Origin of the sequence: Roseomonas nitratireducens, from assembly GCF_017813355.1 — a bacterium.
In the GTDB taxonomy this organism is placed as follows: Bacteria; Pseudomonadota; Alphaproteobacteria; order Acetobacterales; family Acetobacteraceae; genus Neoroseomonas; species Neoroseomonas nitratireducens.
The window spans coordinates 124,395-148,926 of sequence record NZ_JAGIYZ010000007.1 but is presented as its reverse complement, the minus strand read 5'-3'; the positions used below and the strand labels follow the sequence as shown (position 1 = coordinate 148,926).

Here is a 24,532-nt window from a genome sequence, read left to right as displayed (position 1 = left end):
GTCAGCCCGCCTCGGCGGCCTCGAGCGTGACGACGCGGTTCCGCCCCTGCTGCTTGGCGCGGTACAGCGCGGCATCCGCGCGGTCGATCCAGGCCGCGACGGGCTCGCCGGGCTCGTAGCGCGCGGCGCCGATCGAGACGGTGACGTTGCCGATCGATTCGTTCTTGCCGCGCAGGCTGATGCGCCGGCCGGCAAGGGCGCCGCGCAGCTTCTCCGCGTGCCCCACCGCGTCGCCGATCGGCGTCGAGGGCAGCAGCATCGCGAATTCCTCCCCGCCGTAGCGCGCGGGGCGGCCATGGTTGGGTCCGTGCTGCGCCAGGGTGGTCGCGACGAGGCGGATCACCGCGTCGCCCACCGCATGGCCCCAGGTGTCGTTGACCCGCTTGAAGTGGTCGATGTCGATCATGAGCAGCGAGAGGTCATTCCCGCTGTTCATCGCCTGGCCCGCGTGCTCGACGATCATGGAGTCGAAGGCGCGGCGATTCGGCAGGGTGGTCAGCGCATCGGTCTGGGAAGCACGCTGCGCCGCCGCCAGCTTCGATTCGAGTTCCGTGATCCGGGCGCCGGATGCCTGCAACTCGTCACCGAGGCGCTTCGAGCGTGCGGAGAGCGCCATGGTCTCGGCGCTCAGGCGCGTGACCAGCGCCGCGAGCCCCTTCCCGTCGCCCGGGATCGCGCCGGCGACCTCGTTCAGCGTATCCCCGTAGCGGGCGGCATCGTCGCCGGCCTCGCGGATCCGGCCCGCGGCTTCCCGCAGCGTGGCGCCCGCTTCGCGCGCCGCCTGGCGTTCGGGCGTGTCGGCGAAGAACAGGTCGTAGAGCTCCGCCATCATGTAGGAATCCACGACGCGCCGGTTCGACAGCGCGATCGAGATCAGCCGCCGCAGCTCCGCGTTGCGCTCGGCGTGGAACTCGTACCAGACGGCGTAGTTCTGCGGCGTCGGCGGCAGCGAGAAATGCCGGAGAGAGGCGAAGGCCGCCTCGGAATGGCGCGTCGCCGCGGAAAGATCGTCAACCTGCATATACACCTCCGCCTCGCGGGCGGTCCGTATTTATACGCATTGCATGAATTGATGATTGATCGCGCCCCGCAATCAGTTCACGGAATCGTGAGGTCAGGCGACGATGGCCACCTGCCGCGGGTCGAGCGCCAGCCACACGGGCCGGCCCGAATCATGGGCTTCGAGCGGCGGCGCCGCCACGCGCAGCCGCAGCCCGGTGCCTTCGGGGGCGACCACATAGTCCCAGGACTCGCCCAGATAGGTGCGCTCGGCGATGGTCGCGGGCAGCACCAGCGTCGCCGGCCCATCAGGTGCCGCTTCATGGATTGTCATCGCCTGTGGACGGAGCGAGATGAGCACCGGCCCATCCGCCGCGACGGGCGCCACCGCCGCCGCGGGGCCAAGGTCCAGCGCCTCGAGCATCAGCCGCCCACCCTCGACCCGCGCCTCCAGCAGGTTGGTGCGGCCCACGAAGCCGGCGACGAAGCGCGTCCGCGGCTTCGTGTAGAGCAGGTGCGGCGCGTCCACCTGCTCGATCCGGCCCTGGTTCATCACCGCGATGCGGTCCGAGGTCGCCATCGCCTCCGCCTGGTCGTGGGTGACGTAGACGGTGGTGATGCGGAACTCGTCGTGCAGGCGGCGGATCTCGAAGCGCATCTCCTCCCGCAGGTTGGCGTCGAGGTTCGACAGCGGCTCGTCCAGCAGCAGGACGGAGGGCTTGACCACGATGGCGCGGGCGAGGGCGACGCGCTGCTGCTGCCCGCCGGAGAGTTCCGCGGGGTAGCGATGCGCCAGCTGGTCCAGCTTCACGACCGCCAGCATCTCCCGCACCCGTCGCTTCACCTCATCCCCCGGCAGGCGGCGGAGCTTCAGGCCGAAGGCGACGTTCTCCTCCACCGTCATGTTCGGCCAGATGGCGTAGGACTGGAAGATCATGGACATGCCGCGCCGTTCCGGCGGCACGACCGCGCCGGGCGCGGACAGCACCGCGCCGTCGACGGAGATGGTCCCGCCGGTCGGGTCGACGAAGCCCGCGATCATGCGCAGCGTCGTCGTCTTGCCGCAGCCGGAGGGACCGAGGAGGGAGACGAACTCGCCTTCCTCCAGCGTCAGGTCCACGCGGTCGACGACCGTCAGCCTGCCATAGGCCTTGGTGAGGCCGGTGAGCGTGAGGCGCGGCACGCTATTCCCTCCGCAGCATGAAGTCGCGGCCGACCAGCTTCATGCCGATGCCGACGATGACCATGGTGATGACCAGCAGCACGCCGCCGAAGGCGGCCACGACCTCGAAGTTCCCCTGCTCCGTCAGGTCGTACAGCAGCACGGACATGGTCCGCGTGCGTGGCCCGACCAGGAAGATGGCGGCCGACAACTCGCGCGAGGCGACGATGAATACCACCAGCCAGCCGCCGAGCAGCGAGGTCTTGAGCAGCGGCGCCGTGACCTTGCGGATCGCGTGCAGCCGGCCGGAGCCGAGGATGCGTGCGGCTTCCTCCATCTCCGGATGCACCGCCCGCATCGCCGCCTGGGAGGAAGCGTAGGCGATCGGCAGGAAGCGCGCCGCGAAGGCGAGGATGATGAGCAGACCCGAGCCGTAGAGGCTGAGCGGCGGCCCCGCATAGGCGGCGTAGAAGCCGATCGCCATGACGATGCCCGGGATCACGAAGGGCGCCATCGCCAGGAAGCCGAGCGCATCCGCGAAGCGCATCAGCCGCCGGATGACGATGTAGGCGACCAGCAGCGCGAGGATCACGGCGATGGTCGCCGAAGCGGCCGAGAACCACACCGTGTTCCAGACCGATTGCGGCGCCATGTCGTGCTCGAACAGGATGAAGCGGTAGTTCCGCAGCGTCAGGTTGTCGAGCGAGAAGCCCCGGCCCCAGGCCTTGGCGAAGGAGGCCTGCAGCAGCACCAGCAGCGGCTTGACCACCGCGAGCAGCCCGACCGTCAGGCACCAGCCGAACAGCACCCAGCGCCAGGGGCCGAGCTTCACCTCCCGCCGCTCGCCCCCCTTGCCGGTCTGGGAGACGAAGCCCTTGCGGGCGAGCATCAACTTCTGCACCGCGATCAGGCCGACGGTGATGAGCAGCAGCGGGATGGCATAGGCGGCCGCGACCTCGACGCGCACCGGGTCCTCGAAGAACTGCCAGAGCTGCGTCGTCACGACGTTGATGCGCGCGGGAATGCCGATGATGGCCGGCGTACCGAACAGCGCGATGGTCTCGAGGAAGATGAGGATGAAGCCACCCAGGATCGACGGCCAGACCAGCGGCAGCGTCACGCGGCGCATCGTCGTCCAGGTGCCGCCGCCGAGGATGTTGGCCGCGTCCTCCATCTCCGAGGAGATCAGGTCGAGCGCCGATTTCACGAAGATGAAGACCAGCGGGAAGGAATGCAGCGCGATGACGAAGGCCATGCCGGTGAAGGTGTAGACGTTCACCAGCGGCTCGGTCGCACCGGTCAGCGCCCGCCAGGTCACGTTGATCCAGCCCGAATTCGGCCCCGCCAGCAGGATCCAGCCGATCGCGCCGAGATAGGGCGGCATGACGAAGGCGGCGAGCACCATCGCCCAGGTGAAGCCCTTGCCCGGCATGTCGGTGCGCGACACGGCCCAGGCCATCGGCACGGCGATGACGACCGACATCGCCGCCGCCAGCGCGCCGAGCAGCAGGGAATTGCGCAGCGCATCCAGGTAGCGCTGCCGCCCATAGGCCGTCAGGTAGTTCTGGAAGGTGAACTCGCCGGTTTCCTGCATCTCGAAGGAGACGAGGACCATCTTCAGCAACGGCCCGGCGACGAGCACGAGCAGCGCCGCGATCAGCGCGAGCCAGAGCAGCATCACCGGCTCCAGCAGGCGGAGCCGGGAGGGGCGGAGCGCGGCGCTCATCGCGCCGGCGTCAGACGCCGAAGATCTCGCGCCACTGTTCCCGCACCTCGGGCACGCCGCGCTCCGCCTCCTCGAGCGACGGGGCGAGCATGCGCACCTGGTCGAGCGGGCGGGAGCCCTCGGGCGGCTGCACGTCGGGGCGGATGCTCTCGTTGAACAATTCCCGCACCGCGATCGACAGCGCCGGGCCGCAGGTGAATTCCATGAACAGCTTCGCCGCGTTCGGATGCGGCGCGTTGCGGATGATGGCCGAGGGCGAGAGTGCCGCGATCACGCCTTCCGTCGGATAGATCAGCTTCAGCGGATTGCCGCGCGACATGGCGAACAGCGTGGACGCCGAGGGCACCGCGACGCCAACCCCGCGTTCGCCCGCGTTCATCATGGTGACCGGGTCGATCGACGAACGGCCGACCTGCGGCTTGTTGCGCTCGAACCGCCGGAGGTAGTCGGGCCCGAACATGGTGCGCATCTGCAGCGCCCAGAGCCCGATCGCGCCCGAGAAGCCCGGATGCCCGACCGCCAGCTTGTCGCGCCATTTCGGATCCAGGATGTCGGTCCAGGATTGCGGCGCGTCCGCCTCGCTCACCAGGCGCGTGTTGTGCGCCATCAGGTAGATGCCGAGGAAGGAGGACTGGAAGTAGTTGTCGGGATCGGCCTGGCGCAGCATTGGCAGCAGCCCGTCCGCGCTCGCGGGGCGGAACTGCATCAGCCGGTTCTGCCGCTTGAGCTGGATGTAGTGCCCGCCATTGGTCGAGGAGAAGACGTCGCATTGCGCGACGCCGGCGCGCTGGTCCTGCGACAGCCGCTGGAAGGCGACCTGGGAGGTGCTGCGCACCACGTTGCAGCGCACGCCCGGATAGCGCGCGGTGAAGGCGCGGCCCGCCGCTTCCGACGCATCGGCGCTGTACTGGCCGGAATACCAGGTGATCTCGCCCTCGCGCCGCGCGGCGTCGTACAGGGCATGTTCCGCCGTCGTCAGCGGCGACTGCGCCCACGCCTTCGTCGCCGCCGCGGACCAGGCCGCGAGCGCCAGCATCTGTCGCCTGTCGATCAGGAACATCCGGCTTCCTCCCACCCTTGTTGGACCGCGCCGCCTTTGGCGGTCGCGCTGGTTCTTCGTTCTTGGACGCGGAAACGTTGCCACCCGCCCCGACCCCTGTAAACCATGACGCAGGAGAGGGAGGATGCGATGGCACTGATCGACCGGATCGGCGTGGATGTCGGCCGCAAGCTGCGGCTGGAGGACGCGATCGACTGGGCCGCGCGCAACGCGGTGCGGCACATCGACATCCAGCTCGACACCGGACCCAACGCGGTGACGCTGTTCGACGACGCGCGCTGCCGCAACATCCGCGCGCGGGCGAAGGCGAACGGCGTCGCGATCGCGCTGCACACGCTCTCGGCCGTCAACGTCGCCGAATACTCGCCCTTCCTGTCGGAAGCGGTGGACGCCTACCTGCAGGCCTATATCGAGGTCGCACCGCGGCTCGAGGCGGAATGGATCGTCGTCCATGCCGGCTACCACTTCACCGCCGACGTGCCGATGCGCATGGAGGCCGGGCGCGACCGTCTGCAGCGCATGGTCCGCCACGCGGAACGGCATGGCGCGCTGCTGCTGCTCGAGAACCTGAACCGCGAGCCGGACAATGCCGAGGTCCACTACCTCGCACACACGATGGAGGAATGGCGCTTCTACTACGACGCCATCCACTCGCCGTCCTTCGCGCTGTCCTTCACCGCCAACCACGCGCATCTGCTGCCGCCGGGCGTCGAAGGCTTCGTCGCCGACGTGCCGCTGGAGAGGGTGAAGGAAGTCCGCCTCGCCGATTGCTGGCGCAACGGCTTCGAGGAACACCTGGTGCCGGGCCAGGGCGATTTCGACTTCGGCGCCATGTTCGCGCTGCTGGAAGGCCGCGGCTATCGCGGCGCCTACACCAATGCCTTCGGCACGCTGGACGACATGCAGGCGGCGCGGGCGTTCATGGTGCGGACGGCGCGCGCGGCCGGCGTCGCGGTCGACTGATCAGAGCTTCCCCACCAGGTCCCCGAAGCCCCAGATCAAGGTCCCCAGGATCAGCAGCGCGAAGCCCGCCTTCTCCAGCACCTGGCGGTCGATGTCCTTCTGCAGCTGCTTGAAGGAGGCCAGGCGCGCGGTGCGCTCCGCCCCGTCCGCCCGCTCCATGTCATGCAGCAGGGCCAGCAGGTCGTTGCGTGCGATCAGGATCTTTCGGCTCGCCAACACGAGGCCGAGCGCGGTCAGGATCGCGCCGGACCGCGCCAGCCACATCCAGTCCCCCGTCGCGCTCGAAAGCCACACGGCGCCAGCGACGGTCGCGACCGACGCCGCCCAGAAGCCCAGCACGATGCGCCGGAGCGAAGCGACACCCTGCGGCATGGGTCATGCCCCTCCGCGGCGCGATATGCCGTGGTTCATGTCGGTCTCCCCTGCAGCTCGGTGACGAAATCCGCGATGTCGCGCAGCACCGGCGGCGCGATGCCCCGCAGCGGCGCGGCGAGCGAGCCGAGGATGTCGACATGCCCGACATCCCCATAGGTGACGAGCCGCACCGGGAAGCCCGCGGCCCGGCGCCGCGCGGCCAGCCGCTCGCTCTGCTCCGGCGCCACGGTCGCGTCCGCCATGCCGTGCAGCAGCAGCATCGGCGGGCCGGGCCGGTCGGCGAAGGCGATGGGCTGCGTCTCCGGCCGGTTCTCCCCGCCGAACACCGCGGCGAGCCGCCCGCCGCGCCGCAGCGGCATGATGTCGTAGGGCCCCGCCAGGCCGACCGCTCCGGCCGGCAGCGGCGCGCCCGCCGCCTGGAGCCAGCGCGCGTCAAGCGCGAGCATCATCGCGATATGCGCGCCCGCCGAATGCCCGACCGCCACGCGCGGCCCCGCGGGCAGGCCGGGCGCGACGGCCAGCCAGGCCATGGCGCGCGCCGCATCCTCGACGAAGCCCGGGAAGGCGACCTCCGGATACAGGCGGTAGTTGGGGATGGCGGTGGCGAAGCCGCGCGTCGCGAAGGCTTCGCCCACGAAGCGGTAAAGGTCCTTCGACCCGCTGCGCCAGCCGCCGCCATGCAGGAAGACGAGCAGCGGCGAGTCCGCGCGCATCCCGTCCGGCAGATACAGGTCGAGCCGGTGGCGCGGCAGCGGGCCGTAGGCCAGGTCCACCCGCTGCGCATAGCCCAGCCGCGGCGTCAGCCGGTCCGCGAGCGCCGCCGCGTCGCAGCCGGCGAGCGCGACTGCGGCCGCCGGCAGCGCGCGCCTAGAAGCCTTCAAGCACCACCTTGCCGATCATGGTGCCGCTTTCCACCAGCCCATGCGCCTCCCGCAGCCTCGCCGCATCCATCCGGCCGAGGTTGCGCGTCATGGTGTGGCGGATGCGGCCATGGTCGACCAGGTCGGCGACGGCATCGAGCAGCCGGTGCTGCTCGATCATGTCCGGCGTGCCGAACATCGGGCGCGTGAACATCAGTTCCCAATGCAGGGAGACCGATTTCGGCATCAGCTGCCGCGCATCGATCGGAGCCTGGCTCTCGATCAGCACGATCGCGCCCTGCGGGGCGACGCAGGCGACGATCTGGTCCCAGTTCCGCGCCGTGGTGTTGGTCGAGAAGACGTAGCGCGGCTTCACCCCGAGCGCCTTGAGCTGGGCCGCGATGTCGCCCTTGTGGTCGACCACGTGATGCGCGCCGAGGTCGCGGCACCATTGCGCCGTCTCGGGGCGGGAGGCGGTGGCGACGACGGTCAGCGCCGTGCGCTGGCGCGCCACCTGGATCACCATCGAGCCCACGCCACCAGCGCCGCCGATGACCAGCAGCGCCTCCCCCGCCCCGGCGCCCTCATGCACGCCGAGCCGGTCGTGCAGGCCTTCCCAGGCGGTGATCGTCGTCAGCGGCAGGGACGCGGCCTCGGCGAAGGACAGGCTGCGCGGCTTGTGCCCGACGATCCGCTCGTCCACCAGCTGGAACTCGGCATTGCTGCCCGCGCGGTTGACGACGCCGGCGTAGAACACCTCATCGCCCGGGCGGAACAGGGTGCAGGCGGGGCCGACCGCGCGCACGGTGCCGGCGGCGTCGAAGCCGAGGACGCGCGGCCCGTCCTTCGGTTCCTCCGACCGCCGGCGCTTGGTGTCGACCGGGTTCACCGAGACGGCGCGCACCTCGACGAGCATGTCGTGCCCCTCCGGCGCCGAGGGGGCCGGGATGTCGAGGTCGAGCAGCGCCTCCGGGTGGTCGGCCGGATGGCATTTCAGGAAACCGATGGCCTTCATGCGTCCCTCCGCTTGGTCGCGGCGGGATATAGGCCGGATTCAGCCGACGCGCAGCAGGGTCGGCCCGTTCGCCCGCAGCCATTCCTGCGCGGCTTCCCGGTGCGGGGTCAGGCCCTCGACATGGGCCCAGAAGCGCGCGGAGTGGTTCAGCTCGCGCAGATGCGCGACCTCATGCGCCACGACGTAGTCCAGCACCCAGTCGGGCGACATGACGAGCCGCCAGGAAAAGGCGAGCGTGCCGTCCGGCGCGCAGGATCCCCAGCGGCTCTGTGTGTCCTTCAGCCGGATGGCGCGGATGCGCACGCCGAGCGCCGCCGCATGCCCTTCCGCCAGCGCGGTGATCCGGCGCTTGGCCTCGTCGCGGAGGAAATCCTTCACCCGCCGGGCGAGGAACTCCACCCGGCCGGAGACGACGATCGTCGCGCCATCCAGGAAGGCGCCGCCGCGCGCCGCCGGGTCGTGGCGGATCACGTGCGGGCGGCCGCCGAGCAGCACTTCGGCGCCGGGCGCGAGATCGACCGCCGGCGCCAGCGCCGCGAGCCGCTGCATCACCCAGGCGGCATGCGTCGTCAGCAGCGCCATGCCGGCACGCCGGCCGGCGCGCATCGGCAGCGTCACCACCACCTCCCCCGCGCGGGGGTCGATGCGCAGGCTGACGCGGCGCGCGCGCGACGAACGATGCCAGCGCACCGGGCAGTCGACGGGCGGACCGAGAACCCCGGGACGCAGCGCGATGGTTTCCGACTCGGGAAGCAGCATGGGCGCACCATGGCGCAGCACAGGTGAACGCTTCAACCGCTTGACAGATGCGCGGCGCACGCGACCTCTCTGCATCATGCCCGATGCGCTCCGACCGCTGCCGCCGTTGCTCCTGCTCGGCGCGATCTGGGGTGCGACGCCGGCCTTCGTGAAGCATCTGGGCGCGATCGGCTGGCCGCCGATGCTGATCGCGGCGGTCGCGGCCGCGGTCAGCGCCGCGATCCTGCTGGCCATCTGCCGGCTGCGCGGCATCGCGCTGCCGCTGTCCCGCGCGCATCTGCTGCACTACGCGGTGTCGGGGCTCACCGGCCTCGCGCTCGCGAACCTGGTCGGCTTCACGAGCCTGCAGCACGTCCCCGCCGGATTCTTCGCGCTGCTCGTGCCGCTGTCGCCGATGCTGACCGTGCTCGGCGCCGCGGCGATGGGAATGGAGAGGATGACGCGGCGTCGCCTGCTCGGCACCGCGCTCGGGCTGGCGGGCGTCCTGCTGGCGATGAGCCCCGGCGCCGCGCTGCCCGACCCTGCGCTGCTGCCCTGGGCGCTGCTCGCCGCGCTGACGCCGGTCTGCTACGCGGCGTCCAACCTGCTCGCGGTGCGGCTCGCACCGAAAGGCGCGCCGCCGCTGGCGCTGGCCACCGGCACGCTGGCGGCGGGGGCCGTGCAGGCGACGATCTTCGCGGCGCTGATGGGGCACCTGGCCGTGCCGCCGGCGGTGGGGCTGCCCGTCTCGCTCGCGCAGGGCGCGGTCACGGCGCTGGCCTTCCTCGTCTACTTCCGCTCGCTCGCCGCGCATGGCGGCGTCGTCACGTCCCAGACCGGCTACATCGTGACGCTGACGGGCATCGCCTGGGGCTGGGCGCTGTTCGGCGAAAGGCCGGGCTGGCTCACCATCCCGGCCGCGTCGCTGGTCTTCGCGGGGCTCGCGCTCGTCACGCTGCCCCGCCGGGTCACCCGATCAGGTGCTTGAGCTCCGTCTCGACGAAGGCGAAGGCCGTGTCGCCGGCATTGACGACGTTGTGCTCGATGCCGGCGGCGCGGGCATAGGCGACGCCCGCCTTGATCTCGGCCGTCGCCGTCTGCCCGCCCGGCAGTTCCAGAAGCATCTTCCCGTCGCTCACCGGCACGACGACATAGGCCATGCCATGGCGGTGCCAGCCGGTCTCCGAGCCCGGCGGGAAATCCCACCGGGTGACGCGGACATTGGCGTCGTCCACCTGCACGGTGGCGATCGCGGGCGGGCGGCAGCGCAGCGGCTCGGTCATGGCTATTCGGCCGCCTTCGCCGTCGCCATCCCCGGCAGCGGCAGCGCGCCGGCGGCACCCCAGGCCGCCCAGGCCTTCTCGGCCTGCTCGGCCGTCAGCGGCAGATGCGGCGGGCGGATCACGCGCCAGCCGGCATCGCCCGTGCTGCGCGCGATGATCTCGCGCAGCCCGGGGATCAGCGGCACCGAGGTCGCGGCCCGGCGCGTCGCCGTCAGCGTGGCCTGCGCGGCATCGGCCTCGGGCCCCGTGCGCTTGGCGTAGACGATGCCGCCCCAATGGCTGTTCGCGTTGGACGCGGCGGTGATGCAGCCCGCGCCGCCCTCGGCGAGGATCTGCTGCAGGAACTCGTCGCTGCCGGAATAGACCTCGAACCCGTCCTTGGCGAATTCCCGCACCATCGCCTGCATGTTGGCGTAGTCGCCCGACGAATCCTTCACGCCCTTGATGACGCCCGGGAAGGCCTTCAGCAGCCGCCCGATCAGGTCGAGGCTGAAGGGCACCGCCGATTGCTGCGGGAAGTGATAGAGGTAGATCGCGACGCCGCCGCCGACGCGCTGCACCACCTCGCTGAAATAGGCGAACAGCCCGTCATCCGACGGACCCTTGTAGTAGAAGGGCGGCAGCATCAGCACGCCGGGGCAGCCGGCGTCGCGCGCATGCTTCGTCAGCTCCACGCTGTCCGTCAGGCTGGCGCAGCCCGTCCCCGGCATCAGCTTCGCCGCGGGAATGCCGCGCGCGACCAGCCCTTCCAGGATCGCCTTGCGCTCGTGCAGGCCGAAGGAATTCGCCTCCCCCGTCGTGCCGAGCACGCCGAGGCCGTTGCACCCGTTCGCCAGCAGCCACCTGGCATGCGACGTCATGCGGTCGAGGTCGGGCGCGAGGTCCGGTCCCATCGCCGTCAGCACCGCGGCGTTCACGCCGCCATAGATCGCGTTCTTCATCCGGATTTCCTCCGCTTGGTCATGCTGGTCTGTGTGCGCGCCCCGGCCGGCCAGCGGCCGGGCCAGGACACGACGTGGTCCTCGAAATCGCCCGCCGCGCGTTCCGCCACCGCGCGGCCGCGCACCGACACGCCGGCCTCGTGCACCGTCTCGGCCCGGCCGGAGACGAGCGGATGCCACCAGGGCAGGTCGCGACCTTCCGCCACCAGGCGATAGGCGCAGGTCGGCGGCAGCCAGTCGGCGGCGGCGACGCGCGCCGGCGTCAGCTTCACGCAATCCGGCACGCGGCGCTTGCGGTTCGCGTAGTCCTTGCAGCGGCAGCTCTCGAGGTCGAGCAGCCGGCACGCCACCTCGGTGAAGTGGACGCGCTCGGTCTCCTCGTCGCGCAGCTTGTGCAGGCAGCAACGGCCGCAGCCGTCGCACAGGCTTTCCCATTCCGCGCGCGTCATCGCGTCGAGCGTCTTGGCGCGCCAGAAGGGGAGCGGGTCGGTCACCCCCCCAGTGTAGCGGAGGCTGGACGGCGCGCGAACCCGGCGCGCGCCGGGGTCAGCGCGTGCCGCTGCGCGGCGGCGAAGGCAGGCTTTCCGTCTGCACGCGCCCGCCCGTGCCGCCCGGCGCCGGGGTGATCACCGCCGGCGGCGCGCCGGACCCCTGCGGCTGCGGCGCCGCGGCGCCGGACTGCGCCTGGGACATGCGCATCAGCGCGGCGCGCAGCGGGTCCGCGGCCGGGTTGTGCGCCTCCATCCCCACCACGACCTGCCGCGGCGAGACGTCGCGCCCGAAATAGGCGCGCATCGAAGCGCTGCGGGCCGACAGGAAGTTGCCGTCGAGCGATACGCCGGCGAACAGGCCGCGCGCCCGCGCGATGGTGACGATGTCCGCCCCCACCGCCGCCGTCGTGGAGCCGGCGATGCCGCGGCCGAGCGTGCCGAGCGCGACACCCGCATCCGCGCCGAAGCGGAACTGGCTGTCCAGCACGGCATCCAGCGCCTTGTCGTTCATGATCAGCATGACGACCTGCGCGTCCTGGATGCCGACCTGGAAGCCGATGCTTCCGCCGCCCATGGTGTAGAAGGCCGGCGAGGACCAGGATCCGCTGCCGTCGCGCGCGACCAGCACGCAATCCCCGCCCTGCCCCGCCACGACGAAGCCGCCGCGGATGACGCGCGGGCAGATCATGGCGGCGCGGGAACGGCCAAGCAGCGACCGCGCATCCGCGCTCAGGTCCCCGATGTCGAAGACCTCCTGCAGCGACAGCGTCGCGCGGTCGACGAGGTTCTGCTCCTCGGCCTGCGCGCGAGCCTCATGCCCGCCGGTCAGCAGCGCGAGGGCGGAGAGGGCGATGAAGGCGAGACGACGCATGAAGCGGACCCTCCAAGCCTTTGATGGAGCGCCCTTCTAACCGTTCAATTCTGGCAACACAAAGGTTTCGCTGCGCCCGGTTCGTGCCGAACCGTCAACGATCCTCGGCCGGGGGCGTCCAGGGCTCCTCGTTCACCGCCGCCACGCGCCAGTCCCGCCCATGCTTCTCGATGCGCGTCAGCGACAGGTTCTTCACGCTGAACACCAGCGCCTGGTCGGGGGTGAGGCCCATCGCATGCGCCAGCGCGGCGCGGATCGAGCCGCCATGCGCGACGATCACCACGTCCTGCCCCTCGAGCAGCGTGGCGATGCGTTCCAGCACCGCGGCGACGCGCGCCTGCACCTGGCGGAAGGATTCGCCGCCGGGCGGATGCTCCTCCCCCGCATGCGGCCAGAAGGGATGGGCGGGATGCGTCAGCAGCGCGGGCAGCGCCTCATGCGGGATGCCCTGCCATTCGCCCAGATGCTGCTCGGCCAGGTCGGGTTCCGCCGCGATCTCGCTCTCGGGATAACCCGCCGCGAAGATCGCCGCGGCGGTCGCGCGCGTGCGGGAGAGGTTCGTGACGAACCATCGCGCCGGCTGCGGCAGGCGCCGCGCGAGCCAGCGATAGGACGCCGCTTCCTCCCGCAGCGCGAGGTCGCAGAGCGCGACATCCATGGAGCCGTAGAGCACGGCGCGGGCGGAAGGCTCCACCAGCGCATGGCGGATCAGGAAGAAGCGGGTCGGGGTCACGCGACAGGGCATAGCCCGGCGGCGCGGCGGGGGCGAGAGGGGCCTTTGGGAACCGGACGTTTGGCGCGAGACTCGGCCGTGGGGGGCCTTGCATGGACATCGTCATCCACGACCGTTGGACGCCGGGGGCCATCGGCGGCATCGCGGCGCTGCACGCGCGGACCTATGCCGAGAGCCACGGCTTCGGCGCCTTCTTCGAGGCGAAGGTCGCCCGCGAACTCGGCGAATTCCTGCAAAGGCTCGACCCCGCGCGCGACCTGTTCCGCTGCGCAGTCGCCGATGGCCGCGTGCTGGGCTCGATCGCCCTCGATGCCGGGGAGGACCCGGCCAGCGCGCATCTGCGCTGGTTCATCCTCGACCCGGCGCTGCGCGGGCAGGGTCTCGGCCGGCGATGGCTGGCGGAGGCGATCGCGCAGGCGCGGCGCGCGGGCGCGCCGGAGATCCATCTCTGGACGCTCGATGGGCTCGACGCCGCGGCGCGTCTCTACGCCGAAGCCGGCTTCGTGCTGGACCGGGAGGTCGCGGCGGAACAATGGGGGCGGCGCGTGACGGAACGCCGGCTGGTCCTGCCCCTCACTCCCCGATGTTGAGCAAGGCCCCGCGCACCCGCGCCTGGTGGAACTGGGCGAGGAAGATCCACGCCGCGGCCGCCAGCCACAGCCCGTCCAGCGCCACCGCCCAGGCCAGGTGGTCCCAGGCGATGCGCCCATCCGTCAGCGCCGCGCGCATCCCCTCGAACACATGCGTCGCGGGAATGGCCAGCGCGACCGGCTGCAGCCAGCCCGGCAGCACCGCCACCGGGTAGAACACCGCGGCGAAGGGGGCGAGGCCGAACATCACGCCCCAGGCCAGCGCTTCCGCCCCCGCGCCATGGCGCAGGATCAGGGCCGTGACCGCCAGCGCCACCGCCCAGCCCATCGCCATCAGCGCGGCGACGAACAGCACCAGCACCGGCCCGACCGTCCAGATGCCGAAGCCATAGAGCAGGAAGGCGAGCAGCATCGCCGGCCCCACCCCGGCGAGCGTCCGCAGCACGCTCATCGCCGCGAGCCCGGCCACCATCTCGGAGGGCTTGAGCGGCGAGACGAACAGATGCCCGAGGTTGCGCGACCACACTTCCTCGAGGAAGGAGATGGCGAAGCCCATCTGGCTGCGCAGCGTCACCTCCCACAGCAGCACGCCGCCGAGCAGCACGCCGGCCGCGATCGTCGCCGTGTTCTGCTGCACGCCCGCGAGATAGGCGGTGACGAACCCCCACACCACCATCTGCAGCACGGGCCAGTACATGAGTTCCAGCAGCCGCGGCCAGGACCGGCGGTAGAGCGCCAGGTGCCGGTACATCAGGCCCCAGACGCGACGCGTCGCCGAGCCGGTCATGCAACAGCCCTCTCTCGTCCGCGCGCGATGTCGAGGAACACCTCCTCAAGGTCGTCGCGCCCGTATTTCTGAAGCAGCGCCGCGGGACTGCCCGCATCCACCACCCGCCCGCCCTTGAGCATCAGCACGTTGCCGCACAGCCGCTCGACCTCGCCCATGTTGTGGCTGGCCAGCAGCATCGCCGCGCCGGTCGCCTCCCGGTACCGCTCCAGCGTGGTGCGCACCCAGTCGCCGGTATCGGGGTCGAGGCTCGCGGTCGGCTCGTCCAGCAGCAGCAGCGCCGGGCGGTTGACCAGCGCCTTGGCCAGCGCGACGCGCGTCTTCTGCCCGGCAGAAAGCTGGCCCGCGGGACGCTTCGCGAAGTCGCCGAGCGCGAATTCCTCCACCAACTCCGCGATGCGCCGCTTCATGTCCGGCACGCCGTAAAGATGCGCGTAGACCCGCAGGTTCTCCTCCACCGTCAGCCGGTGCGGCAGCGCGATGTAGGGGGATGAGAAGTTCATGCGCGCCAGCGCCGCGAAGCGGTCGGTCGCCATGTCGTGGCCCAGCGCGATGACGCGCCCCGCCGAGGGCACCAGCAGGCCGAGCAGCATGGCGATGGTCGTGGACTTGCCCGCCCCGTTGCCGCCGAGCAGCCCCCAGGTCTGCCCCATGGGCAGGGTGAAGGTCAGCCCGTCCACGGCCGGCTTGTCGCCCGGCCGGTAGGTCTTGCTGAGCCCTTCGACGAGCAGCGCTGGCGTATCCATCCGGCCCATATCGGGCCGCCCGCCCCGCGCGCCAAGTCATGCCATCGGCCGGCGGGTCTCCACCAGGCGGCCCTGGAACAGCGTGATGCCCATCTCCCACCCCCAGGCGATGGCGGCGGGGCGGTCGACGCCGGACAGCACGACCGCGTCGCGATCCGCCGGAAAGGCGGCGCGCAGCGCCTCGGCGGCGGGGGAACCGAGCGGCGGCAGGGCTTCCGACCAGCGCAGCCGCACCGCCCCGATTCCCGTGCGGGAGGCCGGCATCGCCATCAGCGCGGCCGGTCCGGCCGCTTCCAGCATCGCCTTGTGGCCGCGCGTGGCGAGGTAATCCCGCGCGAAGGCGAAGCCCGCCGGGTCGGCGGCGACATCCTCCGCGCCGAAGGCGATGGTCAGCCGGCCGCGCAGCGCCGCCGGCCACATCGCGTCCAGCCTCAGGAATTCGCCGGAGGTCACGGATTCGATCAGCAGCGGCATGCTCAGCGCGCCGATGTCGCGCAACTCCTCGGCATGCGCGAGGCCGGCGAGCATCCGGCGTTCCAGCGCGCGCCGCAGCCGCCGCGCGAGCGCGGGGGCAAGGTCGAGGTCGCGCCCGGGCAGCAGCGCATCCCGCGCGTCGCGCAGCGCGAGGCGCCGGTCCTCCCACAAGGGTTCCGGCGCGCCGCCGCCCGAGGTCAGGCGGCAGACCCTGCGACGGCGGAGGAACGAACTGATGTCGGCCGAGGCGATGGCGCGTTCCGTCGCGGCGATGTCGTCCCCGTCCGGCGCGCGCCCGGCCCGGGGTGTCGCCGCGCGCACGGCGGCCGCGAGGCCGAGCGCTTCCTCGATCGCGGCCAGCACGGCGGCCGCCTGGTCGGGCAGGCGCAGCAGCGCGAGCGCGGCGCCGGCCTCCGCCGGCTCCAGCATGTCGGCGAGCACGCCATGCGTCTCGGTCAGATGGTGGCCGGGCGGTGCTTCCAGCGCGACCATCGTCCCGCGCGGCAGTTCGAACAGCCGGGTGCGGGAGGTGCGGCGCAGCCCGCCCCAGGCCTCGCGCAGCATCGCCATCTGCGGCGAGCGCCGGCGCGCGGGCGCAAGGCCGGAGGGGCGGAACAGCAGCACGCGCCGCTCGACGCCGGCAGCCACGGTTTCGCGCACCAGCGCGGCGAGGGTGGCCGCGCCGGCCATGCCGTTGGGCGTGCCGAGCGCGGAAATGACATTGGCTTCGGCGAGCGTCACGACGCGGCCTCCGGCGGCAGGAGGGCGGCGAGCAGCGCGGGCGCGGCGCAGCCGGCGCGGCCTTCCGGCGTGGCGGCGGCGCCGCGCGCGGCGCATTGCACGCGTGTGCAGGCGGCGGCGTGCGGGCAGGCGGCCATGCGCGTCGCGGCCTGCAACGTCGCGATCCAGGGCCCCGTGAAACGCCCGATGCCGAGCGCGAGCGCCCATTCCAGGGCCTGTTCGCCGTCGACGCCGGTCAGCACGACCCGCTCGGGATCGACGCGGCGCAGCGCGGCCGTCGCCGTGCGGCCGGCCAGCGCCGGCGACCAGCGCAGCAGCAGGATGTCGGCGGGCAGCGCCTCGGGCGCGAGCAGGGAGAGCGCGGCGGCGTCCAGGCCCCGCACCGCGAGGCCCCAGCCCAGGCGCCGCAGCGCGGCGTGGCGGGCGGGCAGGTCGTCGACCATCGCCTCCCCCGCCGTCAGGGCGGCGATCAGGGCGGGGGCCGCGGCGGGCTCATCGTCGCTGACCGCGGGCGCGTCGGGCAGCATCCGCGCCGGCAGGTCGAGCAGCAGGGGCACCGGCGGCGCGCCGCCGAGCAGGGCGTCGCGCTGCGCGGGGTCGGCCAGCGCGGCGAGAATGCGGGCACGCAGCCGGTCCCGCGCGTGGCGGAGCAGGTCGGGATCGGCGCCGGACGGCCCGAGGCTCGCCGCCAGCGCATGGCGCGGCAGCCGCAGGCGCAGCAGCGCGAGGCGCCGCTTACGCCCCGGGGCGAGCATCATGATGCCGTCCCGGCGCAGCAGCGAGGGCAGCGGCGCCTCGTCGGCCAGCCGTTCGATGCCCGAGGCGGCCGGCTGGGAAGGCGGCTGCGAGGCCGGGGCGGGTGCCGGCAGGGCGAGCAGGCGCGCGATGTCCGCGGCGGGGTCCAGCCGTTCGGGCTTCTGGCCGAACAGGCGTTCGATCGCCGCCGCGGCGCGGTCGGCGTCGGGGCCCAGGGAATCGGTCAGCAGCAGGGTGCCGTCGGCGGCCTGCAGCACGGTGCCGCCGCGCCCGCGGCCGGCATCTTCCAGCAGCGCGAGGGCAACGCGGCGACGGCCCGGTTCGGGCGGGGCGGGCATGATCAGCGCGGCGCGGCCGGCCGGGCCGCGCATGGCGCGGCGGATCGCGTCCGGACCTGGTCCGGGCGGCGCGGCCGCAGCTTCGGCGGTCGAGTGTTCCAGCGGCGGCATCCCCTGCATCCTGCGGAGGCGCCACGGGGATGGCCCCGGGCGTGGAACGACAATGGACCGCCGAGGGTGAAGGAAGCGTGTGCGCTTCACCCCATCGAAATTTCTCGTCCGGTAGCGTATATGACATCCAAGCAACCTGCCGGAGACGTCCGACCCGATGCGCCGCCCCGCCTTCCTCCTCGCCGCGATGGCGACCCTGGCCTTCGTCCTGCTGCCCGCCTTCGCCGAGGCGCGGCCCGGCGGGCGCAACTCCTCGGGCAGCCGCGGCAGCCAGACCTATTCCGCGCCCCCGCCGACGCAGACCGCGCCCGGCACGGCGCAGCGCTTCGACCGTACGGCGACCCAGCCCGGCACCCCGGCCAATGCGGCGACCGCCGCGCGCCCGGGCATGGCCGGCGCCGCCGCGACGCAGAACCGCGGCTTCTTCGGCTCCTTCGGCGGCGCGCTGCTGATGGGCGGGCTGATCGGCGGCCTGCTCGGCTACGGGCTGTTCGCCGGCGGCGCGGGCTTCGGTGCCATCCTCGGCATGCTGCTGCAGGTCGCGCTGATCGGCCTCGCCATCTTCTTCGTGGTGCGCCTGGTGCGCGGCCGCCGCCCGGCGGTCGCCGCCGGCCCGCAGCAGGGCTACGCCTTCCAGGCCCAGCCCGAGCCGCGGGCGCAGGGCGGCCTCGGCGGCGGGCTGAAGGCCGCCGCGCCGGCGCGCGCGCCGGTCTCGATCGGCCCGACCGACTACAAGGCCTTCGAGCAGACGCTGGTCGAGATCAACGCCGCCTGGTCGAAGCGCGACCTCGCCGCGCTGCGCGCGATCGCGACGCCGGAGATGGTCTCCTACTTCGCGCAGGACATGCGCGACCTCGAGGCCCGCAACTGGCGCAACGAGACGCGCGACGTGCGGCTCGAGCAGGGCGACCTGTCCGAGGCCTGGGCCGAGGAAGGCCAGGAATACGCCACCGTCGCGATGCGCTTCTCGCTGCTCGACGCCACCTTCGACAACGCGACCAACGCGGTGGTCGAGGGCAGCACCACCGAGCGCCAGACGGCGACCGAGATCTGGACCTTCGTGCGCGAGGCTCCGGCCGGCCGCTGGATGCTCTCGGCGATCCAGCAGACCGCCTGACCCACCGCCGCGCGCGGCGCTGACACAGGCCCCCTCCCGCCCCGCGCGGGAGGGGGTTTTTTCATGGTACCTCGAGGAAGGCGCGCACCGGCGGCAGTGACACCTCCGGCGCTTCCTCCTGCGGCACATGCCCGAGGCCGGGCAGTTCCACATGCGCGGCGCGCGGCAGGAGCGCGAGCCAGTCCCGCGCGTGGGCGGCGGGGATGACGCGGTCCTTTTCTCCCCACAGAAGCATCACGGGCATGGCGAGGCCGGGCAGCAGCGGGCGCGGATCGTCGATGACCCGCTGGTCCATGCGCGCGACCATGGCCCGGCGCACGCCGGGGGCGCGCATCAGGTCGTGGGCGCGCGCGGCCTCGGCCTCCGTCAGCCGGGCCGGATCGCCATAGGCGGCGGCGAGCGTGTCCCGCAGCATCCCCCGCGGCAGCGTGTAGGGCAGCAGGCGCATCAGGGCCGGCGCGCCTTCCTTCTCCCCATAGGCCCGGCCGGGCTCGGCGAAGCCGTCCGGCGCGACCAGCACCAGTCGCGCGACGCGCGCGGGATGGGCGAGCGCGAAGCGCCAGGCGAGCCGCCCGCCGAGCGAATTGCCGATCACCGTCGCGCGCTCCACCCCGAGCGCATCGAGCAGCGCAGCGAGCAGCGCGACCGACCGGGCATCGGTGTAGTCGCCGCCGGGGTCCGGCCCGGTCAGCGCGAAGCCCGGCAGGTCCAGCCGGATGACGCGGAACCGGTCCCCCAGCCCCGCCGCCCAGCCTTCCCAGGTGTGCAGGCTGGCGCCGAAGCCGTGCAGCAGCAGCACCGCCGGCCCGTCCCGCGGGCCGGTGTCGCGCAGATGCACGCGGACGCCCAGCACGTCGAGGAAGCGGGAGGGAGGGCCGGCATGGGCCGCTTCCAGCGCGGCGCGATCGGCATCCGGCGTGCGCAGCGCCAGCGCCCCGCCGAGGAGCAGGATGACGAGCGCGGCGGCGGCCCAGGCGAGCATCCGCCGCATCACGCCCGGTCGCCCGGGACGCCTGCGCGGGCGGCCTGGCGGGGCGCCCGCCGGCGCGACGAGGCCCGGTTCAAAGGCCGAATCCGCGGCCGCGCGGCATCAGGCGCCGTCGCAGCCCTTGGCGCGCAGGCTTTCCACCACCCAGGCGCGGTCATAGGTGCGCGCGTCGATCGCCGCCTGCGCCTTCTGCTCCTTGGCGTTGTGCGCCTCGGCCAGGGCGATCACGGCGGCGGCCTCGGCGCGCGGGACCACCACGACGCCGTCCGCATCCGCGACGATGAGGTCGCCGGGCATCACCACCTGGCCGCCGCAGGAGATCGGGTGGCCGATTTCCCCCGGCCCGTCCTTGTAGGGGCCCGACGGCGTGGCGCCGCAGGCCCAGACGCCGATGTCGAGGCCGGCCAGCGCATCGACGTCGCGCACCGCGCCGTCGAGCACGATGCCCTGCACGCCGCGCGTCAGGGCGTGGCCGATCATCAGTTCGCCCATCAGCGCGATGGACAGGTCGCCGGCGCCGTCGCCCACGATGATGTCGCCGGGCGCGGCCATGTCGCAGGCGCGGTGCAGCAGCAGGTTGTCGCCGGCGCGGGCGCGCACGGTGAAGGCGGGGCCGGCGATCACCTTCTTCCCGCCATAGGGGCGGAAGCCGCCGCGCATGGTCTGCATGCGGCTCATGACGTCGCCGATATTGGCGGCGGGCAGCTTGGCCGCGCGGGCGATCAGCGCGGGATCGACGCGCTCGGTGACGGGGGCGATGCGGAAGCCGATGGGCATGTCGGGACGGTCCTCGGGGAAGAGGGCGGCAATCCAGCACGGCAGGGCGTGGCGCGGAAGGGCGGGGGGAGAAGGGAACTTCTCCCCCCGTGCCCCCCTCAACCTTCCTTGTCTGTTGGAAACTGACCTCCGCCGTCAGTCCCAAGCAGACAGAAAAGGGAGGAGGCCCGGGGGAGGTTCCCCTCCCCCGCTCAATGCAACGGCAGCGTCAGCGGCGCGATCTCGTCCCCGCTCCGCCCGCGATAGTCCCGCCCCGTCGCGTCCCGGAGCATCCGCGCCTGGCTTTCGGCGAGGATTCCCGCAGCCTCCGCCACGTCGAGCCGCGTCGGCCGGCCATCGGCGAAGACCGTCTCCCCGCCCACGATGACGCGCCGCACCGCGCGGTCCGCCGCGTGGAACACCAGCGCGCGAAGCGGGTCGCGCGGCGGGGACATCAGCGGATGGGCGAGGTCCACCAGCACCACGTCCGCCGCCGCGCCCTTTTCCAGCCGCCCGAGATCAGGCCGCCCGAGCGCATCGGCGCCGCCCGCCGTCGCCGCGTGGAACACGCTGCCGGTGTCCGCCGCCGCCACGTCGCGCACCGCGTTGCGTGCGAGCAGGATGGCCAGGCGCATCTCCTCGATCAGGTTGTGCGGCGCGCAATCCGTGCCGAAGCCCATGTTCACGCCGCGCGCGCGGTACTTGCCGAAGTGCTTCAGGTGCTCGCCATAGCGCGCGAAGGGCGTCGGGCAATGCGCCACCGTCGCGCCATGGTCGGCGGCCAGCCCGATATCCTTCGCCGTGTGCCAGCCGATCGAGGCGTGCTCGTCGACGAAGATGGCGTGGCCGAGGATGGACCGCGGCGTCAGCAGACCGATCGACGCCGCCCATTGGATGGGGGTCACGCCATGGCGGCGGATCATCTCCCGCACCTCCACCACCGCCTGGGCGATGTGGGTGGTGAAGGGGCGGCCGGTTTCCCCGGCGTATGCAATGCTTTCGCGCAGCATGTCCTCCTCGACCGTGTCGATCTGGGCGGGGAAGACGATGCCGTGCAGCCGGCCGGAATTGTCGGCCTCGGCGTCCTTCATCACGCGCTTGGCCTCGTCGAACTGGGTGCGGGCGCCTTCGCGGTTCCACATCCAGGTCACGGTCTGCGGCGCCGACATGCCCCAGCGCGCCGCGGCGAAGCCGGGCCCGGCCCAGACGCGCAGCCCGCTTTCCCGCATGATGCCGAGCCATTCGGGGAAGGGCGGCGAGAGATCGACCACGCTCGTCACCCCGGCCGACATCAGCTCGGCATAGGCGAGGCGCATGGCGGCGGCCTGGCCCGCCTGGTCGATGCGGAAGGCCTGGAGGCGTTCGAACAGGCCGGTCATCTGCTGTTCGGGCACGCCGTGGTCCTCGCGCACGCCGCGGCTGGCGGGCTCGGTCGTCGGATGGGTGTGGATGTTCACCAGGCCCGGCATGACCAGCATGCGTCGCCCGTCCACCACCTCGGCACCCGCGGGGATGGGGGCGTCGGGATCATGCCGCGCGATCGCGGCGACGCGGCCTGATTCGACCAGCACGTCCATGCCGCGCGCATAGGCGTGGCGGCGCGCCGGCGCGTCCCACACCACGGCCCAGGCGGCGTCGCGGATCAGCAGCGGTGCGGTCATGTCGGACTCCTCAGCGGGTGCGGTTTGCGTAGTCCCAGGTGGTGAAGGTGAAGTCCTGCTGCGCGCGCGCCTGCAGGTGGCAGGTGAAGCAGGCGTTCAGCGGGCCGTCGATCCGTTCGCCGCTGGCCGGGTTGAAGCGGGCATATTCCCATTCGCCGTTGCGCAGGTCGGGCCCATAGCCTTCGCCCCAGCCGCGTTCCTTCTGCTGCGCGGCGACGGCGATGAAGGCCGGTTCCGGGATCAGTCGCCCGTTGCCGTCGAGCAGCGGCTGCCCCGCGCCATCGAGCCGCGCGCGCTGGTCGGCCATGATGACGAGCGCGCCATAGGGGATGGGCTCGCCCGGCCGCAGCGCGGCATAGGCTTCGGGGTTGATGTAGATGTTGCGGATGATCCGTCGGTCCGGCTTGTCCACCGTGGTGTAGCGGATGAAGCGCTGCTGCCAGTCTGGCGGGAGGGAGATGTTCTGCGGCCCGGGCGCATAGGCGCGGGGCTGGGCCATGGCGGCGGCGCCGAGGGCGCCGGCGAGCAGGGCGATGGCAGGGGCGATGGCGCGGCGCATGGCGGTTCCTCCAGCGGTTGCGCCTATCCGGCCCCGTCCGCGGCTGGCGCGCAAGGGTTTCCGCAGCCCCGCCTGCGGCTATCCTGCGCGACGGAGGACACGCCGCGCCATGACCCAGGACCTGCTGCTCGCCCTCGACCAGGGCACCACCAGCACGCGCACCATCGCCTTCGACGCGGCGCTCGCGCCGCTCGCGACGGCGCAGGAGGAATTGCCGCAGCACTTCCCCGCTCCCGGCTGGGTGGAACACGAGCCCGAGGACATCTGGGCCGGCACGCTCGCGACGCTGCGGCAGGCGCTGGCCGGCGCCGGCGGCGATGCGCGGCGTGTCGCCGGCATCGGCATCACCAACCAGCGCGAGACGACGCTGCTGTGGGACCGCGCCACGGGCCGCTGCCTGCACCGCGCCATCGTCTGGCAGGACCGCCGCACGGCGGACCATTGCGCCAGGCTGCGGGCGGAGGGGATGGAACCGCTGCTCACCGGCCGCAGCGGCCTGCTGGCGGACCCGTATTTCTCGGCGACGAAGCTCGCCTGGATGCTGGAGAACGTGCCGGGCGCGCGCGCGGCGGCGGAGCGCGGGGACCTCGCCTTCGGCACGGTCGATTCCTTCCTGGTCTGGCGCCTGACCGGCGGGCGCGTGCATGCGACGGATGCGACCAACGCGTCCCGCACCATGCTGTTCGACATCCGCCGCGGCTGCTGGGACGAGGACCTGCTGCGCCTGTTCCGCATCCCCGAGGCGATCCTGCCCGAGGTGCGCGACTGCGCCGCCGAATATGGGGAAATGGACGCAGCGCTGCTCGGCGCCGCCGTGCCGCTGCGCGGCGTGGCGGGGGACCAGCAGGCGGCGACGGTCGGCCAGGGCTGCTTCCTGCCGGGGATGGTGAAGTCCACCTACGGCACGGGCTGCTTCGCGCTGCTGAACACGGGCGACGCGCCGGTCGCGTCGCGCGCGCGGCTGCTGACCACGATCGCCTACCAGCTGGGCGGGCGACGCACCTATGCGCTGGAAGGGGCGATCTTCGTCGCCGGCGCGGCGGTGCAGTGGCTGCGCGACGGGCTCGGCATCATCCGCCACGCGGCGGAAGCCGGGGCGCTCGCCGCGCAGGCCGACCCGGCGCAGGAAGTGATCCTGGTGCCGGCCTTCACCGGCCTCGGCGCGCCGCATTGGGATGCCGATGCGCGGGCGGCGATCTTCGGCATGACGCGCGGCACGGGGCGGGCGGAACTGTGCCGCGCGGCGCTCGAGAGCGTCGCCTTCCAGACGCGCGACCTGATCGAGGCGATGCGCGCCGACTGGACCCCGTCCGGGGAGACGGTGCTGCGCGTCGATGGCGGCATGGTCGCTTCCGACTGGACGATGCAGGCGCTGGCCGATGTGCTGGCTGCGCCGGTGGATCGGCCGACGCTGCGGGAGACGACGGCGCTGGGTGCGGCCTGGCTCGCAGGGGTGCAGGCGGGGCTGCTGCCGCCCCCGGGCGAGGGCGGCGCGACCCATTGGCGCCTGGAACGAAGGTTTCTTCCGGGCACGGGAACGGTTGCGGCAAGCCGGCGCTATGGGCTGTGGCAGGACGCGTTGCGGCGCACACAGGGTCGCCTGGGTGGTGGGGGCAAGACGCCGGAACAACCCTGACGAGCAATTGTTGCTGTGGCGACAAAAGATGACATTTCGCTCCCTGACGTTCCGC

26 protein-coding genes are annotated in these 24,532 nt (G+C 72.5%); 5 read left to right on the top strand and 21 right to left on the bottom strand.

What is annotated here, in order from left to right; translation table 11 throughout:
- Position 1 precedes the first annotated feature (1 nt).
- The 4 genes from J5Y09_RS09485 to J5Y09_RS09470 all read right to left on the bottom strand — a co-directional run bounded on the left by J5Y09_RS09485 (position 2) and on the right by J5Y09_RS09470 (position 4,947).
- On the bottom strand, positions 2 to 1,021 hold the full coding sequence (locus tag J5Y09_RS09485) for a GGDEF domain-containing protein (RefSeq protein ID WP_209351514.1): 1,020 nt from the start codon (positions 1,019 to 1,021) through the stop codon (positions 2 to 4).
- Positions 1,022 to 1,114: 93 nt separating this feature from the next.
- Positions 1,115 to 2,182, bottom strand: a complete 1,068-nt coding sequence (locus J5Y09_RS09480) for an ABC transporter ATP-binding protein (RefSeq protein WP_209351513.1) — start codon at positions 2,180 to 2,182, stop codon at positions 1,115 to 1,117.
- 1 nt (position 2,183) lies between these two features.
- Entirely contained in the window at positions 2,184 to 3,887 is a 1,704-nt protein-coding gene (locus J5Y09_RS09475) for an ABC transporter permease (protein ID WP_209351512.1), read from the bottom strand.
- Between the two features lie 10 nt (positions 3,888 to 3,897).
- Positions 3,898 to 4,947: an ABC transporter substrate-binding protein gene (locus J5Y09_RS09470; protein WP_209351511.1), complete on the bottom strand. Its 1,050-nt coding sequence runs from the start codon at positions 4,945 to 4,947 to the stop codon at positions 3,898 to 3,900.
- Positions 4,948 to 5,076: 129 nt separating this feature from the next.
- On the opposite strand from J5Y09_RS09470, the gene J5Y09_RS09465 reads away from it, so the two are divergent.
- Positions 5,077 to 5,910, top strand: a complete 834-nt coding sequence (locus J5Y09_RS09465) for a sugar phosphate isomerase/epimerase family protein (RefSeq protein WP_209351510.1) — start codon at positions 5,077 to 5,079, stop codon at positions 5,908 to 5,910.
- Here J5Y09_RS09465 and J5Y09_RS09460 read toward each other — a convergent pair whose 3' ends face one another.
- Genes J5Y09_RS09460 through J5Y09_RS09445 form a run of 4 tightly spaced genes read right to left on the bottom strand, consistent with a single transcriptional unit; the run spans position 5,911 to position 8,919 of the window.
- A complete protein-coding gene (locus J5Y09_RS09460; protein WP_209351509.1) occupies positions 5,911 to 6,282 on the bottom strand; it encodes a hypothetical protein in 372 nt (123 codons plus the stop codon).
- A 35-nt stretch (positions 6,283 to 6,317) separates the two neighbouring features.
- Positions 6,318 to 7,166 carry an alpha/beta hydrolase gene (locus J5Y09_RS09455; RefSeq protein WP_209351508.1) on the bottom strand — a complete coding sequence of 283 codons (849 nt, stop codon included), beginning with the start codon at positions 7,164 to 7,166 and terminating at the stop codon, positions 6,318 to 6,320.
- Positions 7,153 to 8,160, bottom strand: coding sequence for a zinc-binding alcohol dehydrogenase family protein (locus tag J5Y09_RS09450; protein ID WP_209351507.1), 1,008 nt, complete (start codon positions 8,158 to 8,160; stop codon positions 7,153 to 7,155). Before J5Y09_RS09450 ends, J5Y09_RS09455 begins: the two co-directional genes overlap by 14 nt.
- A gap of 39 nt (positions 8,161 to 8,199) precedes the next feature.
- Positions 8,200 to 8,919, bottom strand: coding sequence for a M48 family metallopeptidase (locus J5Y09_RS09445; RefSeq protein ID WP_209351506.1), 720 nt, complete (start codon positions 8,917 to 8,919; stop codon positions 8,200 to 8,202).
- A gap of 76 nt (positions 8,920 to 8,995) precedes the next feature.
- Here J5Y09_RS09445 and J5Y09_RS09440 point away from each other — a divergent pair, with 76 nt between their 5' ends.
- Positions 8,996 to 9,886: a DMT family transporter gene (locus J5Y09_RS09440; RefSeq protein ID WP_209351505.1), complete on the top strand. Its 891-nt coding sequence runs from the start codon at positions 8,996 to 8,998 to the stop codon at positions 9,884 to 9,886.
- Here the strand turns inward: J5Y09_RS09440 and J5Y09_RS09435 are convergent.
- The 5 genes from J5Y09_RS09435 to J5Y09_RS09415 all read right to left on the bottom strand — a co-directional run bounded on the left by J5Y09_RS09435 (position 9,867) and on the right by J5Y09_RS09415 (position 13,217).
- Positions 9,867 to 10,181, bottom strand: a complete 315-nt coding sequence (locus J5Y09_RS09435) for a cupin domain-containing protein (protein ID WP_209351504.1) — start codon at positions 10,179 to 10,181, stop codon at positions 9,867 to 9,869. The two genes, J5Y09_RS09440 and J5Y09_RS09435, sit on opposite strands and share 20 nt — an antisense overlap.
- Before the next feature lie 2 nt (positions 10,182 to 10,183).
- Positions 10,184 to 11,122, bottom strand: coding sequence for a dihydrodipicolinate synthase family protein (locus J5Y09_RS09430; protein WP_209351503.1), 939 nt, complete (start codon positions 11,120 to 11,122; stop codon positions 10,184 to 10,186).
- Positions 11,119 to 11,616 carry a YcgN family cysteine cluster protein gene (locus J5Y09_RS09425; RefSeq protein WP_209351502.1) on the bottom strand — a complete coding sequence of 166 codons (498 nt, stop codon included), beginning with the start codon at positions 11,614 to 11,616 and terminating at the stop codon, positions 11,119 to 11,121. Before J5Y09_RS09425 ends, J5Y09_RS09430 begins: the two co-directional genes overlap by 4 nt.
- Before the next feature lie 52 nt (positions 11,617 to 11,668).
- Positions 11,669 to 12,484 carry a lipid-binding SYLF domain-containing protein gene (locus J5Y09_RS09420; RefSeq protein WP_209351501.1) on the bottom strand — a complete coding sequence of 272 codons (816 nt, stop codon included), beginning with the start codon at positions 12,482 to 12,484 and terminating at the stop codon, positions 11,669 to 11,671.
- A gap of 94 nt (positions 12,485 to 12,578) precedes the next feature.
- Positions 12,579 to 13,217, bottom strand: coding sequence for a histidine phosphatase family protein (locus J5Y09_RS09415; protein WP_209351500.1), 639 nt, complete (start codon positions 13,215 to 13,217; stop codon positions 12,579 to 12,581).
- A 92-nt stretch (positions 13,218 to 13,309) separates the two neighbouring features.
- On the opposite strand from J5Y09_RS09415, the gene J5Y09_RS09410 reads away from it, so the two are divergent.
- Entirely contained in the window at positions 13,310 to 13,807 is a 498-nt protein-coding gene (locus J5Y09_RS09410; protein ID WP_209351499.1) for a GNAT family N-acetyltransferase, read from the top strand.
- Here the strand turns inward: J5Y09_RS09410 and J5Y09_RS09405 are convergent.
- Genes J5Y09_RS09405 through J5Y09_RS09390 form a run of 4 tightly spaced genes read right to left on the bottom strand, consistent with a single transcriptional unit; the run spans position 13,791 to position 17,760 of the window.
- Positions 13,791 to 14,594 carry an ABC transporter permease gene (locus J5Y09_RS09405; RefSeq protein ID WP_209351498.1) on the bottom strand — a complete coding sequence of 268 codons (804 nt, stop codon included), beginning with the start codon at positions 14,592 to 14,594 and terminating at the stop codon, positions 13,791 to 13,793. The two genes, J5Y09_RS09410 and J5Y09_RS09405, sit on opposite strands and share 17 nt — an antisense overlap.
- On the bottom strand, positions 14,591 to 15,340 hold the full coding sequence (locus J5Y09_RS09400; protein WP_209351497.1) for an ABC transporter ATP-binding protein: 750 nt from the start codon (positions 15,338 to 15,340) through the stop codon (positions 14,591 to 14,593). The genes J5Y09_RS09405 and J5Y09_RS09400 overlap by 4 nt, the downstream gene beginning before the upstream one ends.
- 36 nt (positions 15,341 to 15,376) lie before the next feature.
- Positions 15,377 to 16,555 (bottom strand): hypothetical protein, encoded by a 1,179-nt coding sequence (locus tag J5Y09_RS09395; protein WP_209351496.1) that lies wholly within the window; start codon positions 16,553 to 16,555, stop codon positions 15,377 to 15,379.
- Positions 16,552 to 17,760 (bottom strand): hypothetical protein, encoded by a 1,209-nt coding sequence (locus J5Y09_RS09390; protein ID WP_209351495.1) that lies wholly within the window; start codon positions 17,758 to 17,760, stop codon positions 16,552 to 16,554. Before J5Y09_RS09390 ends, J5Y09_RS09395 begins: the two co-directional genes overlap by 4 nt.
- A 157-nt stretch (positions 17,761 to 17,917) precedes the next feature.
- Between J5Y09_RS09390 and J5Y09_RS09385 the strand changes: the two genes are divergently transcribed.
- Positions 17,918 to 18,877, top strand: a complete 960-nt coding sequence (locus tag J5Y09_RS09385; protein WP_209351494.1) for a TIM44-like domain-containing protein — start codon at positions 17,918 to 17,920, stop codon at positions 18,875 to 18,877.
- 61 nt (positions 18,878 to 18,938) lie between these two features.
- Here J5Y09_RS09385 and J5Y09_RS09380 read toward each other — a convergent pair whose 3' ends face one another.
- From J5Y09_RS09380 to J5Y09_RS09365, 4 genes are all read right to left on the bottom strand, one after another.
- The gene (locus tag J5Y09_RS09380; protein WP_209351493.1) at positions 18,939 to 19,859 is read right to left on the bottom strand and encodes an alpha/beta fold hydrolase; all 921 of its coding nucleotides are present in this window, start codon (positions 19,857 to 19,859) and stop codon (positions 18,939 to 18,941) included.
- Positions 19,860 to 19,967: 108 nt separating this feature from the next.
- On the bottom strand, positions 19,968 to 20,642 hold the full coding sequence (locus J5Y09_RS09375; protein ID WP_209351492.1) for an RraA family protein: 675 nt from the start codon (positions 20,640 to 20,642) through the stop codon (positions 19,968 to 19,970).
- Between the two features lie 191 nt (positions 20,643 to 20,833).
- The gene (locus J5Y09_RS09370; protein ID WP_209351491.1) at positions 20,834 to 22,282 is read right to left on the bottom strand and encodes an amidohydrolase family protein; all 1,449 of its coding nucleotides are present in this window, start codon (positions 22,280 to 22,282) and stop codon (positions 20,834 to 20,836) included.
- Positions 22,283 to 22,292: 10 nt separating this feature from the next.
- On the bottom strand, positions 22,293 to 22,841 hold the full coding sequence (locus J5Y09_RS09365) for a cytochrome P460 family protein (protein ID WP_209351490.1): 549 nt from the start codon (positions 22,839 to 22,841) through the stop codon (positions 22,293 to 22,295).
- A gap of 109 nt (positions 22,842 to 22,950) precedes the next feature.
- Here J5Y09_RS09365 and glpK point away from each other — a divergent pair, with 109 nt between their 5' ends.
- Complete coding sequence (gene glpK, locus J5Y09_RS09360) at positions 22,951 to 24,477, top strand: glycerol kinase GlpK (protein WP_209351489.1); 1,527 nt, start codon at positions 22,951 to 22,953, stop codon at positions 24,475 to 24,477.
- Positions 24,478 to 24,532: the final 55 nt, after the last annotated feature.

What these genes read in the sequence shown, in the direction of transcription:
- J5Y09_RS09485 (WP_209351514.1), bottom strand. Translation starts at nt 1,021, where the DNA reads ATGCAGGTTGACGATCTTTCCGCGGCGACGCGCCATTCCGAGGCGGCC.
- J5Y09_RS09475 (WP_209351512.1), bottom strand. Translation starts at nt 3,887, where the DNA reads ATGAGCGCCGCGCTCCGCCCCTCCCGGCTCCGCCTGCTGGAGCCGGTG.
- J5Y09_RS09470 (WP_209351511.1), bottom strand. Translation starts at nt 4,947, where the DNA reads ATGTTCCTGATCGACAGGCGACAGATGCTGGCGCTCGCGGCCTGGTCC.
- J5Y09_RS09465 (WP_209351510.1), top strand. Translation starts at nt 5,077, where the DNA reads ATGGCACTGATCGACCGGATCGGCGTGGATGTCGGCCGCAAGCTGCGG.
- J5Y09_RS09460 (WP_209351509.1), bottom strand. Translation starts at nt 6,282, where the DNA reads ATGCCGCAGGGTGTCGCTTCGCTCCGGCGCATCGTGCTGGGCTTCTGG.
- J5Y09_RS09450 (WP_209351507.1), bottom strand. Translation starts at nt 8,160, where the DNA reads ATGAAGGCCATCGGTTTCCTGAAATGCCATCCGGCCGACCACCCGGAG.
- J5Y09_RS09445 (WP_209351506.1), bottom strand. Translation starts at nt 8,919, where the DNA reads ATGCTGCTTCCCGAGTCGGAAACCATCGCGCTGCGTCCCGGGGTTCTC.
- J5Y09_RS09440 (WP_209351505.1), top strand. Translation starts at nt 8,996, where the DNA reads ATGCCCGATGCGCTCCGACCGCTGCCGCCGTTGCTCCTGCTCGGCGCG.
- J5Y09_RS09435 (WP_209351504.1), bottom strand. Translation starts at nt 10,181, where the DNA reads ATGACCGAGCCGCTGCGCTGCCGCCCGCCCGCGATCGCCACCGTGCAG.
- J5Y09_RS09430 (WP_209351503.1), bottom strand. Translation starts at nt 11,122, where the DNA reads ATGAAGAACGCGATCTATGGCGGCGTGAACGCCGCGGTGCTGACGGCG.
- J5Y09_RS09420 (WP_209351501.1), bottom strand. Translation starts at nt 12,484, where the DNA reads ATGCGTCGTCTCGCCTTCATCGCCCTCTCCGCCCTCGCGCTGCTGACC.
- J5Y09_RS09410 (WP_209351499.1), top strand. Translation starts at nt 13,310, where the DNA reads ATGGACATCGTCATCCACGACCGTTGGACGCCGGGGGCCATCGGCGGC.
- J5Y09_RS09405 (WP_209351498.1), bottom strand. Translation starts at nt 14,594, where the DNA reads ATGACCGGCTCGGCGACGCGTCGCGTCTGGGGCCTGATGTACCGGCAC.
- J5Y09_RS09400 (WP_209351497.1), bottom strand. Translation starts at nt 15,340, where the DNA reads ATGGATACGCCAGCGCTGCTCGTCGAAGGGCTCAGCAAGACCTACCGG.
- J5Y09_RS09390 (WP_209351495.1), bottom strand. Translation starts at nt 17,760, where the DNA reads ATGCCGCCGCTGGAACACTCGACCGCCGAAGCTGCGGCCGCGCCGCCC.
- J5Y09_RS09385 (WP_209351494.1), top strand. Translation starts at nt 17,918, where the DNA reads ATGCGCCGCCCCGCCTTCCTCCTCGCCGCGATGGCGACCCTGGCCTTC.
- J5Y09_RS09380 (WP_209351493.1), bottom strand. Translation starts at nt 19,859, where the DNA reads ATGCTCGCCTGGGCCGCCGCCGCGCTCGTCATCCTGCTCCTCGGCGGG.
- J5Y09_RS09375 (WP_209351492.1), bottom strand. Translation starts at nt 20,642, where the DNA reads ATGCCCATCGGCTTCCGCATCGCCCCCGTCACCGAGCGCGTCGATCCC.
- J5Y09_RS09370 (WP_209351491.1), bottom strand. Translation starts at nt 22,282, where the DNA reads ATGACCGCACCGCTGCTGATCCGCGACGCCGCCTGGGCCGTGGTGTGG.
- J5Y09_RS09365 (WP_209351490.1), bottom strand. Translation starts at nt 22,841, where the DNA reads ATGCGCCGCGCCATCGCCCCTGCCATCGCCCTGCTCGCCGGCGCCCTC.
- glpK (WP_209351489.1), top strand. Translation starts at nt 22,951, where the DNA reads ATGACCCAGGACCTGCTGCTCGCCCTCGACCAGGGCACCACCAGCACG.